We start from the raw sequence: 12,287 nt of genomic DNA, 5'->3' as shown, positions 1-12,287 counted from the left end.
GCACCCCTGGGGGGCGGTGTTTCTTTGTGCCAACCACCGCGCCGCCGTTTCTCATTTCACAGCAAGGCGCACGGCCTCACTCTCGACGCCATGCGCCTGCTGCCGTTTCTCTTGCTGCTGCCCCTGCCCGCTGTCTCCCCCACCGACTCCCCCGCGCCACCGGCTCCGCCGCCGCAGACGGCCGCCGCCGTCCACCACGTCACCCTCATCACGGGTGACGTGGTGCGTTATGCGGAGGAAGGGGACGGGAAGCGCTCGGTCCAAGTGGAACCGGCACCCCGTGCCGATCAACCACCACCGGTGTTCCAGACCTTCACCGACGACGACGGCCTGCACGTCGTGCCGTCGGACGCCGTTCCGCTCGTCGCGTCCGGCAAGGTGTCCCGCGCGCTGTTCAACGTGACCGCGCTGGTGCGCCAGGGACTCGCGGACGAGGAGACGTCCACCCTTCCGGTGCTCGTCACGTCGGACGGCCCGATGGCGTTGTCCGCCGCGGACCAGCACACGAGGGTCGCGAGCATCGGCGCCTCCGGCGTCCGCGTGCACAAGGCCGACGCCGAACGGTTCTGGGAGTCGCTCGGTGCGGCCAAGAAGGTGCTGCTCGACAAGCCCGTGAAGGTGTCGCTCGACCGCAGCGTCAAGCAGATCGGCGCGCCCGCCGCGTGGCAGGCCGGGCTCGACGGCGCCGGCACCACGGTGGCCGTCGTCGACACCGGCATCGACGCCGACCACCCGGCGGTCGCGGGGAAGGTCGTGGCGGCCGAGAACTTCACCGACGAACCAGACGTCGCCGACCTGCACGGCCACGGCACGCACGTCGCGTCGATCGTCACCGGTGTCGCGCCGGGCGCGAAGCTGGTGGTGGCCAAGGTGTTCGACGCGTCCGGCGAGGGCGAGACGTCGCGGATCATGGCCGGCATCGAGTGGGCGTCGACGCACGGGGCGAAGATCGTCAACCTCAGCATGGGCGGCGAGCCGACGGACGGTTCCGACGAGCTGAGCGCGCTGGTCGACGACCTGTCCGCCCGCACCGGCGTGCTGTTCGTCGTCGCGGCGGGCAACAACGGACCCGGTCCGCGCACCGTCACCACGCCCGGTGCGGCGACGAAGGCGCTGACCGTCGGTGCGGTCGACCGGGAGAACCGGATCACCGACTTCAGCAGCCGCGGGCCGAGGCTCGGTGACGCGGCGGTGAAGCCGGAGATCGTCGCGCCCGGCGCGGGCATCGTCGCGGCCCGCGCGGCGGGCACCTCGATGGGCGCGCCGGTCGACGACCTGCGCACCGCCGCGTCCGGCACGTCCATGGCGACGCCGCACGTCAGCGGTGCCGCCGCACTGCTGGCCCAGCAGCACCCGAGCTGGACCGGTGAGGCGCTGAAGAGCGCGCTGGTGAGCAGCGCGAAGGACGCGGGACTCCGCTGGCACGAACAGGGTTCCGGCGTGCTGGACGTCGCGCGGGCGGTCAGCCGGCCGGCGTACGCGACGCTGAACGGCCAGGAACTGGTGTACCACAACGACTCCGACGCACCGCTCTCGCTCGACCTGCACACGTCGTTCCAGGGCTGGGACGGTCGGGCGGCAGCTCTGCAGACGAGCTCCTCGCACCTCGTCGTGCCCGCGCACGGCAAGACGAGCACCACGCTGTCCGCCGACCTCACCGCGGCCGGCGCGTACGGCGGCGTCGTGACGGCGAGCGGCGATTTCCGCACGCCGGTCAGCATGTACCTGGCGCCGGAACGGTTCTCCGTGCACGTGCACGTGAAGGACTCGTCCGGCAAGCCGGTGCCCGCGACGCTCGGCCAGCTCATCGACGACAGCGGTGGGCGGGACAACACCAACGACCCGTTCGACCTGGACGTGAACTTCGCGTTCGACGTCGTGGACGGCGAGGGCTCGGTGGACGTACCGGGCGGCACGTACTCGGCGATGACGTGGTCGAAGGAACCGCGTCTCGACGGTCGCCGCTGGACCGGGTTGTCCGCGCCGGAGCTGAAGGTCGACGGCGAACGCGACCTCACGCTCGACGCGCGGCAGGCCGTGCCCGTGGGCGTGACCGCACCGGTCCCGGTCGACCAGCGCGACCGGACGATCATGCTGCGCCGGGTCGTTCCAGGGCACATCGACGAGGCCGGTCTGGTGCTCGGCGCCACCACGTGGCAGCCGTACGTCACGCCGGTGCCCGCGGCGAAGCAGGGCGCGATCTCCTTGCAGGACACCGCGACCCTGCACCGCAAGGCCGTCGACATGGGACCGTTGCACCCGGAGTACGACGCGGGCACGCTCGCCGCGAAACTGCCCGGCAAGCGCACGCTGCCGGTCGTGACCGGTGGTGACATCACCGGCAAGGCGGTGCTCGTGCGCATCCCGGCGCCGACCGGTCCCGGTGACCCGACCACCGCCGTGTTCAAGGCGGCGACCCAGGCCGCCGCCGCGAACGCCAAGGCGGCACTGGTGATCGCGTACGTCGACTCCCCCGGCGCGGTGCCCATCAGCGGCCTGTCCAGCGCCACTGTGCCGACCGTGTCGATCAGCCGAGCGGAGGCGGACAAGGTGGGCGCGGAGGTCACCATCGACGTGCGGCCGCAGCCGGACGAGGTGTTCAACCTCAGCTTCCTCGACCCCAACGGGATCCCGGCCGACCACGTCCGCACGATCAACCGCGACGACCTGGTGCGCGTGAACACCTCGTACCACGCGGAGAAGCCCGGCCTGTCCGTGCAGAAGACCTGGTACCCGTTCCCGACCGGACTGTGGCAGACGCAGTTCCTCAGCGGCGTCACGTTCCCGGTGCCCGCCAGGTGGACCGAGTACGTCGGGCCTGCCGACGCGCGGATGGTGTGGAAGCGCGTGGTGACGCTCAACGGAACGGACGAGAAGGGCGGCCGCGCGGCGATGTCGATGTACCAGCAGAACGTCTACAAGCCGGGCGAGCGCACCCGTCCGGACGAGACGTGGTTCGCGGCACCGATCCACAACGGCGCGGTGTCGCTGCAACCCGACCACCCGGCGCGTTACCCGGACGGCGAGGTGTGGCGGCAGCTGTGCAACCCGTGCCGCGTCGGCGACGTGCTCGTGCCGCCGCTCAACTGGGGTGACGGCACACCCGGTCACTTCACGAACCCCTACGAGAACGGCAAGCACAAGGTCGCCACGACCACGAAGCTCTTCAAGGGCGACCAGGAGATCCCGCCGGACAGCGCCAACCCCTTCGCGCCGTTCCCCACGTTCCCGCTGGAACCGGCCCCGGCGACCTACCGCCTGACCACCACCGACACGCACTCCCCCACGGCCCAGTACGGAGCGCCGAGCGCCGCGCTGTTCCGCCTGGCCGGCAAGGTGGACACGAGCTGGACGTTCACCTCGTCTCCGTCAACGACGAAGCCGCCCAAAGGTTTCACCTGCTACCAGCAGGCCCAGTCGTGCGCTCAGCAACCGCTGATCCAGCTGCACCACCGGTTCCCGCTGTCGCTGACGAACACCGCCCCACCCGGCGCCGACTACACGTTCACCATCGACGCGACGTCGACCCGCCCGATCACCCGCCTGACCCTCAGCTACTCGACCGACGGCAAGACCTGGCTCCCCGCAACGACGTCTCCGGCGAACAACACCTGGAAGGTGACGCTGAAGAACCCGGCAACAGGCATGGTGTCCCTGCGCACGGAGGCCAGGGACGCGAGCGGCAACACGGTGACCCAGACGATGCAGAACGCCTACGCGGTCAGCTGAGGGACACCCAGCCTCTCGCCGCGGCGCGGAGGCCCGCCTGGAAGCGGGTCTCCGCGCCCAGCAACGTCATCAGCCCGTGCAGACGGCGCTGGTAGGTGCGGTACGACAGGCCGAGCTGCTTCGCGATGCTGCGATCCGGCAGGCCCGTGGTCAGCAGCGCCAGCAGCCGGGCGTCCTCCTCCGACAGCCCGGCCGGCTCGTCCGAGGTCGTCACCGCCAGCGGCACGGCCCGGCTCCACAGCGTCGTGAACAACGCGCCCAGCGCGTCGAGCAGCGCCGACGGGTGCACGACCACCGCGCTCTCCAGTGCGGCAGGCGTGGTGCGCAGCGGCATGATCCCCAGGTGCGAGTCGGCGAGCACCATCTTGGTCGGCACGTCGACCAGCACCCGCGCCTCCTCGCCCAGCGTCACCCCGGCCTCCACGTCGGCGCGCAGGTCGTGCAGGTCGAGCGCCGAGCGCTCGTAGATGCCGCGGAACCGCACACCCCGCTCGAGCAGGTCGCGTTCGGCCGGGTGCAGCGTGCTCGGCTGCCGCGCGTACGGCGGCTTGTCGACGAACCGCACCTCGTCGTGCGCGCTGCGGATGACCAGGTCGACGCGCCGTGAGATGGCCTCGGTGCCGTGCACGACCTCGACCAGGTCCCCCGCGTTGCCGCCGACGACCGCCCGGTACCGCTCCTGGAGCACCGCGGCGTGCCCGCGGGCCTGCCGCAGCTCCTCCTCGCGGTGCAGGAACAGCACGCTCAGCGCGACGTCCGGCGCGACGGCGCCGTAGCGAGGCCCTGACCTGGTCACCAACCCCTTGGCGCGCAACGACCGGAGCACCGGGCGCAGCTGCTGGACGGACAGCCCCAGCGTGCGCTGGAGCTCCACCAGCGTCCTCGGCCGGCTCTCGACCAGGACCTCGTAGACCCTCTGCTCTGCGGGACGCAGGCCGATGACGCCGAGCATCAGGTCAGTATGCCGACCGCTCCCAGCGGTTGACTCGGGGCCAAAACCAGGTGTAGACCTTCACGGTGAAAAGGTTTTCAACCTTTTTACGCCGCCGCCGCCGCACGTGTAACACCCGCACGCCGTTTGTGGCGAAAGGACGGCTCATGGCGACTGACCACTCGCGTCGCGACTTCATCAAGGTCACCGGTGTCGCGGCAGGAGCGACACTGCTCTCCAGCTCCCTCCTCGAAGCCCCGGCGCTCGCGGCACCAGCAGCACCCGCACCTGCTGAAACCCCTGTTCAGGCTGCTGCGTCCCCGTGGGACGCGGTGCCGGAGATCCTCGCGAAGATCAAGCCTCCGACATTCCCGGACGCCAAGTTCGACATCACCGCTTACGGCGCCAAGGGCGACGGCAAGACGAAGAACACCGATGCGTTCCGCAAAGCCATCGAGGCCTGCAACAAGGCGGGCGGCGGCCAGGTCGTCGTCCCAGCCGGCAGCTTCCTGACCGGTGCGATCACGTTGCTCAGCAATGTGAACCTGGTCGTCTCGCAAGGCGCGACGATCAAGTTCAGCACCGACGCCAAGGACTTCCCGATGGTGTTCACGCGCTGGCAGGGCATCGAGTGCATGAACTTCTCGTCGTTCATCTACGCCCGCAAGGCCGACAACATCGCGATCACCGGCTCCGGCACGATCGACGGCCAGGCCTCGTCCGGACCCTGGTTCGGCTACGACGGCAAGCGCCAGCCCGACTGGGAGCAGCTGCAGAAGTGGGCGGTGGAGAACAAGCCGATCGCCGACCGCAAGTTCGGCATGGGCCACTTCCTCAAGCCCAACATGGTGACGCTCTACGAGTGCAAGAACATCCTCGTCGAGGGCGTCAACCTCAAGAACTCCGCGATGTGGAACATCCACCCGGTGCTGTCCACGAACGTGACCGTGCGCAACGTCTTCGTCTACAGCCGCGGCGCCATGGTCGACGGCTGCGACCCCGAGGCCAGCCAGTACGTGCACATCACCGGCTGCCGCTTCGACTGCGGCGACGACGGCATCGCGATCAAGGCAGGCCGTGACATCGACGGCCGCCGGGTCGGCGTGGCCAGCGAGAACATCGTCATCGACAACTGCTCGTTCGAGGGCCGCTGGGGCGCGCTCACGGTCGGCAGCGAGATGTCCGGCGGCGTGCGCAACGTCTTCTTCCAGGACTGCACGGTCAAGAAGGGCTCCAGCTACAAGCCGTTCCACGTCCTGTACATCAAGACGAACAAGCGGCGCGGCGGCACCGTCGAGAACATCCACGCTCGGCGCATCAAGGCGACCGACGTGGACCGCGAGGCGATCATGGTGACGCTGAACTACAGCCTCACCGGCCCCGGCTACGGCCCGATCGTGAACCCCAAGGTGCAGAACATCACCGCCGAGAACTTCACCGTCAACGGCGTCAAGAAGACCGCCGTGACGCTCGACGGGCTGTCCGAGTCGCACATCAAGAACGTGGCGATCTCCAACAGCACGTTCACCAGCGTGACCACCGCCAAGCCATCGGTGAAGAACGCCGACGGCACGACCTTCACGAACGTCACAATCAACGGCAAGCCCGCCTGAGGAGCCCCCGGTGCCCTTGTCCCGTCGTGATTTCGCGAGCCTGACCGGTCTCACCACCGCCGGAGTCCTGCTCACTCCCGGCATCAGCGAGGCCGCCCCGCTGGACCCGTGGTGCGAGGTGCCGCTGATCAAGGCGCGCATCCGCCCCCCGACGTTCCGCAGGAAGGACTTCCTCGTCACCGACTACGGCGCCAAGGGCGACGGGGTCACCAAGAACACCACCGCGTTCCACCACGCCATCTCGGCGTGTCACCGGGCCGGTGGGGGACGTGTTGTGATTCCCGCGGGCACGTTCCTCACCGGCGGCATCCGCATGCTGTCCAATGTGGAGCTCCACGTCGCGAAGGACGCGACGCTGAAGTTCAGCACCGACCCGAACGACTACCTGCCGCTCGTGCTGACCCGCTGGGAAGGCACGCTCTGCTACAACTACCAGGCGTTCATCTACGCCTTCGAGCAGCACGACATCGCGATCACCGGTCCCGGCACGATCGACGGTGACGCGCCGAGCGGCAAGTGGTCTTCGTGGGGCGCGGGAGCGACACCGGAGCTGCGCAAGATGGGCGAGGACGGCGTCCCGGTCGAGCAGCGGATCATGGGCACGGGCAAGAACCTGCGCCCCAACATGATCCAGTTCTTCCGGTGCCGCAACATCCTCATCTCCGACGTCTTCATCAAGAACCCGGCCATGTGGTCGGTGCACATGGTGTTCTCGCGGAACATCACCATTCGCAACATCGAGGTGTACAGCACGAACTCGCAGGGCGACGGCGTCGACCTCGACTCGTGCAGCTACGCGTACGTGGCTGACTCTCGCTTCAACACGAACGACGACTGCGTTGTGGCGAAGTCCGGTCGGGATGCGGACGGACGGCGGGTCGGCATCCCGACCACCCACGTTGTCGTGGAGCGGTGCAAGTTCTCCGGCCGCTGGGGTGGCATCACCATCGGCAGTGAGATGTCCGGTGGTGTCTCGAAGATCTTCGCGCGGGACTGCGTCATCAACTCGCCGGACTTCCCCGGCCGCTACCCGATCAAGCACGCGCTCTACATCAAGACCAACCAGGACCGCGGCGGCGTCGTCGACAACATCCACCTGAAGAACTTCAAGGGCTGGGGTGTCGAACGCGAGATCCTGTTCGTGTCGATGTTCTACCAGAACGGTGGCACCAAGGGGCACTTCCCGCAGATCAACAACGTCACCGTGGACGGCATGGTGATCGACGGCGGGCGGATCGCGGCCTTCTTCAAGGGCTTCGAGCAGAGCCACATCCGCAACGTGACGATCTCCAACAGCACCTTCGCGAACATCACCGAGCTGAACCTCGTCGAGCAGACCGACAACCTGGTGTTCCGGAACACGACGATCAACGGGAAGCCCGCATGAGGCGGTTGCTCGCGCTGGCACTGATCGCCGCTGGACTCGTCGTCGCTCCGCCGACCGCGCTGGCCGGTGACGGACTCGGCTGGGACGTGCGGAAGGCGCCGTTCCAGCTCGATTTCAAAGACCGGAAGGTGCTGAACGGGCAACGCGAGTCCGGCTACCGGCTGACCGACGGCACGGAACACCAGCTGACGAACCTCGTTTCGCGGCAACGGGTTCCCCACGGCGTCAAGTACGTCGTGGCCACCACGGAACCCGGACGCAGCGCGGACGTCGTGGTGACCCGCACCGAGCGCGGGCTGCGGGTCAGCACGGCGTTGCGCCCGGACACGGGTGTCTCACAGGTGTTCTCGAACCTGACCGGATCGCTCGACGAGCACTTCCTCGGCGGCGGCGCGCACACCATGTTCATCGACCTGCGCGGCAAGGTGCTGCTGAACAAGGCGGTGTTCGTCGGCGCGTCGAACTTCGGCAGGTGCAACAAGAACGGCGCGCCGAGCACCTTCTTCACCTCCAGCAAGGGCTACGGCGTCTACGCCGACACCAAGGCGATCGGGCGGACCGCGTTCCCCGGTGCCGCGGCGGACACGCACTGCGACGACAAGCCCGCGCCGTGCCCGGTGAAATACGGTGTGCCGGACCGGATCCAGCTGTGCTTCAAGACGAACCGGCTGGACTACGAGGTCTACTCGGGCTCGCCGGCGAAGGTGAACGCCGCCTACTTCAAGAAGGTCGGCACGCCGACGCTGCCGCCCGCGCGCCAGTTCGCGCTGACGAAGTGGCGGGACAAGTACAACCACTCCGACGAGGTCGTCGAGGACGTCACGCAGTTCCAGCAGCGGGGCGTGCCGCTGGACACGCTGTGGGTCGACAACCCGTGGGAGCAGGGCCCGGAAGGCGCCCGGCCGACGTACGCGTGCATCGGCGCGTTGAAGTTCGACAAGACGATGTACCCGGACGCGCAGGCGACGATCAACTGGATGAAGTCGCGCGGCGTGAACCTGGGCGTGTGGGTGGCACCGTTCCTGTCGAAGGCCTCGGACGGCAAGGAGTGCCCGCACGACTACCCGGCAGGCTCGTTCGCGCAGTCCGACCGCACCAACGTGTGGGACATCGACCTCACGAACCCGGTGGCGCGGGCGCACTACGAGGCACGGCTCGAGTCCGTGTTCCGGATGGGCGTCAACATGGTCAAGGGCGACCGGGGCGAGGAGCACAACTTCGAGGAGACGACGTTCGCCGGCGGGCCTGGCACGTTGATCCACAACCAGTACCCGCAGCTGTACGCCGAGTCCGTGGTGAAGATGCTGCGCAAGGTGCACGGCGACAACTACACGACGTTGTTCCGCGCGGGCGGTGACGGCATGCCGACCGTGTTGCGCGGCTTCTGGCAGGCCGACGCGGACATGAGCTTCGACGGCCTGCGGCTGAGCACCCGGCGCGGCATCAACTCGTACATCAGTGGCCACCCGGTGCAGGGCTCGGACACCGGCGGCTACCGCAACCTCGGCGGCGGTCCGTCGGAGTCGCTGTTCGTGCGGTGGTCGCAGATGTCCGCGGTGTCGCCGGTGTTCCAGGTCGGCAGCTCGGGCCGCAACTCGACGCCGTGGGTGTACGACGCGGCGACCTTCGAGCGGTTCCGGCGCGCGGCCGTGCTGCACTACGAGCTGTTCCCGTACCTGTACCAGCAGGCGCGGACGGCACACCGCGACGGCACGCCGATCACGCAGCCGATGGCGTTCCAGTACCCCGCTTCCGAGGAGGCGTGGGCGGCCGACCAGCAGTTCATGGTCGGCCCGGACCTGCTGGCAGCACCGGTGACGGCGGACCGCGCGGAGGCCGACGGCGCCGCGGGCCAGCCGACGCCGGTGGACGTGTGGCTGCCGCCGGGCAAGTGGGTGGACCTGTTCGCCGGGACCACGGTCACCGGTGGCCGCAAGATCACGCGGATGTCCACTTTGGACGAGTTCCCGTTGTACCTGCGCGCTTCCGCGGCAACCCCGCTGAACTTCCGCACGCCGGACGTGTGGGCGAAGCCGTGGGGCGTCAACGACCTGGACCGCCGCGACCGCGCGGGCTGGCTCGTGTCGCCGGACAGCAACGGCTCGTACACCAGTCCGCACGGCGGCACGCTGAGGTCGGCGCGCTACGGCAAGCACCTGGTGCTGACGCTGCGCGGGGCTCCCGACGAGTCCCAGCTGCTGGTGCCGGGTGGTGTGAAGCAGGTGCTCGTCGACGGGACGCCCCTCGCGTCGTCGTCGCTCGAGCAGCTGCGAGGTCAGGAAACGGGCTGGACGGCGCATGCGGGCGCGGGCTCGTTCGGCGGCACCGTGCTGAAGCTCAAACCCCGAAACGGGCACAGCACGGTGGTCCTCACCCTGGCCTGATCGAAGGTCGTGAGTGGTCGCTGTGACGGCCACTCACGACCCGTTCCACGTACAGCTCCTCCACAGGCGGCTCACAGCATTCCGGCGCACATTGGGTCCCATGACCGAACTCCACGACATGGGCCTCCAGTTCGACCTCGCCACGCTGAACCGCAGGCGCGCGCTGACGCTGATCGGCGGGGCCGGGCTGACGACGCTCGTCGCGTGCGCCTCCCCCAGCACGTCGGGCTCGTCGGCCACCACCACGACCACCACGTCCGCTGATGGCACCACCACGTGCGCGTCACCGATCCCGGAGGAGACCGCGGGCCCGTACCCCGGTGACGGCTCGAACGGGCCGAACATCCTCACCGAGAGCGGCATCGTGCGCGGCGACATCCGCACCAGCTTCGGCTCCGGCTCGCGCACGGCGGAGGGCGTGCCGCTGAAGATCGAGCTGACCGTCCAGGACTCCGGCAACGGCTGCAAGCCCTACGCGGGCGCGGCGGTGTACCTGTGGCACTGCGACATCGACGGCAAGTACTCGATGTACTCGCAGGGCGTCACGTCCGAGAACTACCTGCGCGGCGTGCAGGAGGCGGACGCGTCCGGCAAGGTCACCTTCACCAGCATCTTCCCCGCCGCCTACTCGGGGCGCTGGCCGCACGTCCACTTCGAGGTGTACCCGAGCCTCGCCGAGGCGACCAAGGCGGGCAACAAGATCACCACGTCGCAGCTCGCGCTGCCCGAGAAGACCAGCAAGGAGGTCTACGGCACCACCGGGTACACGCAGAGCGTCAGCAACATGTCCCGCACCAGCCTGGACAGCGACATGGTGTTCCGCGACGGTCACGACCAGCAGCTCGCCGCGATCTCGGGCGACGTCGGCTCCGGTTACACCGCAACGCTTTCCGTGCCCGTCTAGACGTTCAGCGCCAGCCAGAGCTCGGCCCGCGCGCCCGGCGAGTCGAGCGAACGGCCCAGCAGCTCCTCGGCGCGCCGGATCCGGTTCCGCAGCGTGTGCCGGTGCACGCCGAGTCGTGCCGCGGCCGGGTCCCACTGGCCGTGCTGGCCCAGCCACACCCGCAGCGACTCGCGCGTCTGCTCGTCCAGCGGCCGCAACAACGCTTGGGCGAACGCGGCGGGATCCCGCACGCGCGACATGAGTCCGGCGCCGGCCAGGTCCTCGAACGTCCGCACGCGGGCATCCCTGGCGCGCAAGGCTTCCCGGTAGCCGGCGGCCACCTCGGTCGTCATCGACGAAGCGGCGATGTAGTCGTCGAGCGACGAGGCGAGTACGACCACGTCCCCGCCGACCTCCGCCCAGAAGACGTCGCCGTCCGGTGGCGCGTCGGTGAGGAACACGCGGAACGGTCCGGGCGGGCCGGGGTGCCCGGCCAGCATCAGCCGGAACTCGGCGGTGCGCAAAGACCGTTGCGCGGCATCGACCGCGTCGCTCTGCGCGAGTGCCAGCGCCAGCAGCGAGGCGGCGGTGTTCACGATGCTGCGGTCGGCCGGGTCGAGCGGACTCCGCGTGCCCACCGCGAGGAAGCCGCGCGCCTTGGAACCGAGCAGCTGCAGGAACACGTGCTGCCCGTCGATCTCGAACGCGGCGCTCGCGAGCCCGCCCGCCGCGCGCAGCCGGGCGATCTCCGGGCCCATCGGCGGCGGCACCCGCGCTCCGTGGGTCTGGACGCCCGCCGCGTCGAGCAGCACCACCCAGCCGTCGACCCACTGCCCCAGCCTGCGCACGGTCGCCGCGACGCCGTCCGACCGCACCGCGGCCCTGGTCAACGCGCGCTGCGCCTCGCTGGTCCTGGTCAGCGCGGCGTAGTCGTCCTTCGCGAGTGCCCGCGACACGGCCTTGCTGATCGCGATGAACGGCACCTTGCGGGGCACCTCCAGCAGCGCGAGCCCCGCCTCCTCCGCTGCCGACATCAGCGACTCGGGCACGGTCGCGTGGCTCAGCCCCGTCCCGAACCCGAGCCCCACCACGCCCGCCGCCACGAGGCGTTCGACGTAACCGTCGAAGTCATCCAGCGCGAGTCCGGTGGTGAGCAGCAGCTCGCCGCCCTCGAGGAACGGCGTCGGGTCGGCCAGCTCGGTGCCGTGCACCCAGCCGATCCGGCGCGCCAGGTCGCCCGCGTGGACCGGCAACCGCAGGTCACGAGCCAGTTCAGCGACCGTCAGAGGCATGCCACTTTGTACATCTTCTCGCCGAGAATGCGCCAGTTCTGACACTGCGCGCAGCTGTGACCAGGAGC

The 12,287-nt window shown here is 69.3% G+C and carries 7 protein-coding genes; 5 read left to right on the top strand and 2 right to left on the bottom strand.

Going from position 1 to position 12,287, the window contains the following annotated elements; all coding sequences use genetic code 11:
* Nucleotides 1-90 precede the first annotated feature (90 nt).
* Nucleotides 91-3,729, top strand: a complete 3,639-nt coding sequence (locus FKR81_RS33065) for a S8 family peptidase (RefSeq protein WP_146358103.1) — start codon at nt 91-93, stop codon at nt 3,727-3,729.
* Here the strand turns inward: FKR81_RS33065 and FKR81_RS33060 are convergent.
* Entirely contained in the window at nt 3,722-4,681 is a 960-nt protein-coding gene (locus FKR81_RS33060; protein WP_146358101.1) for a helix-turn-helix domain-containing protein, read from the bottom strand. The genes FKR81_RS33065 and FKR81_RS33060 overlap by 8 nt on opposite strands.
* 146 nt (nt 4,682-4,827) lie before the next feature.
* Between FKR81_RS33060 and FKR81_RS33055 the strand changes: the two genes are divergently transcribed.
* The 4 genes from FKR81_RS33055 to FKR81_RS33040 all read left to right on the top strand — a co-directional run bounded on the left by FKR81_RS33055 (nt 4,828) and on the right by FKR81_RS33040 (nt 10,948).
* A complete protein-coding gene (locus FKR81_RS33055) occupies nt 4,828-6,273 on the top strand; it encodes a glycoside hydrolase family 28 protein (RefSeq protein WP_146358099.1) in 1,446 nt (481 codons plus the stop codon).
* Nucleotides 6,274-6,283: 10 nt separating this feature from the next.
* Nucleotides 6,284-7,660 carry a glycoside hydrolase family 28 protein gene (locus FKR81_RS33050; RefSeq protein WP_146358097.1) on the top strand — a complete coding sequence of 459 codons (1,377 nt, stop codon included), beginning with the start codon at nt 6,284-6,286 and terminating at the stop codon, nt 7,658-7,660.
* On the top strand, nt 7,657-10,044 hold the full coding sequence (locus FKR81_RS33045; RefSeq protein WP_146358095.1) for a TIM-barrel domain-containing protein: 2,388 nt from the start codon (nt 7,657-7,659) through the stop codon (nt 10,042-10,044). The genes FKR81_RS33050 and FKR81_RS33045 overlap by 4 nt, the downstream gene beginning before the upstream one ends.
* A 100-nt stretch (nt 10,045-10,144) precedes the next feature.
* On the top strand, nt 10,145-10,948 hold the full coding sequence (locus FKR81_RS33040; protein WP_146358093.1) for an intradiol ring-cleavage dioxygenase: 804 nt from the start codon (nt 10,145-10,147) through the stop codon (nt 10,946-10,948).
* On the opposite strand, the gene FKR81_RS33035 is transcribed toward FKR81_RS33040, so the two are convergent.
* Nucleotides 10,945-12,219 carry a PucR family transcriptional regulator gene (locus FKR81_RS33035; protein WP_146358091.1) on the bottom strand — a complete coding sequence of 425 codons (1,275 nt, stop codon included), beginning with the start codon at nt 12,217-12,219 and terminating at the stop codon, nt 10,945-10,947. The genes FKR81_RS33040 and FKR81_RS33035 overlap by 4 nt on opposite strands.
* Between the last annotated feature and the right edge of the window lie 68 nt (nt 12,220-12,287).

The organism is Lentzea tibetensis (assembly GCF_007845675.1).
GTDB classification, from domain to species: Bacteria; Actinomycetota; Actinomycetes; order Mycobacteriales; family Pseudonocardiaceae; genus Lentzea; species Lentzea tibetensis.
The sequence above is the reverse complement of the archived record's forward strand: the minus strand, read 5'-3'. Positions and strand labels throughout refer to the sequence as shown.

Bases quoted from the DNA above. Each gene is read 5' to 3' on its own strand.
- FKR81_RS33065 (WP_146358103.1), top strand. From the start codon at position 91: ATGCGCCTGCTGCCGTTTCTCTTGCTGCTGCCCCTGCCCGCTGTCTCC.
- FKR81_RS33060 (WP_146358101.1), bottom strand. From the start codon at position 4,681: ATGCTCGGCGTCATCGGCCTGCGTCCCGCAGAGCAGAGGGTCTACGAG.
- FKR81_RS33055 (WP_146358099.1), top strand. From the start codon at position 4,828: ATGGCGACTGACCACTCGCGTCGCGACTTCATCAAGGTCACCGGTGTC.
- FKR81_RS33045 (WP_146358095.1), top strand. From the start codon at position 7,657: ATGAGGCGGTTGCTCGCGCTGGCACTGATCGCCGCTGGACTCGTCGTC.
- FKR81_RS33040 (WP_146358093.1), top strand. From the start codon at position 10,145: ATGACCGAACTCCACGACATGGGCCTCCAGTTCGACCTCGCCACGCTG.
- FKR81_RS33035 (WP_146358091.1), bottom strand. From the start codon at position 12,219: ATGCCTCTGACGGTCGCTGAACTGGCTCGTGACCTGCGGTTGCCGGTC.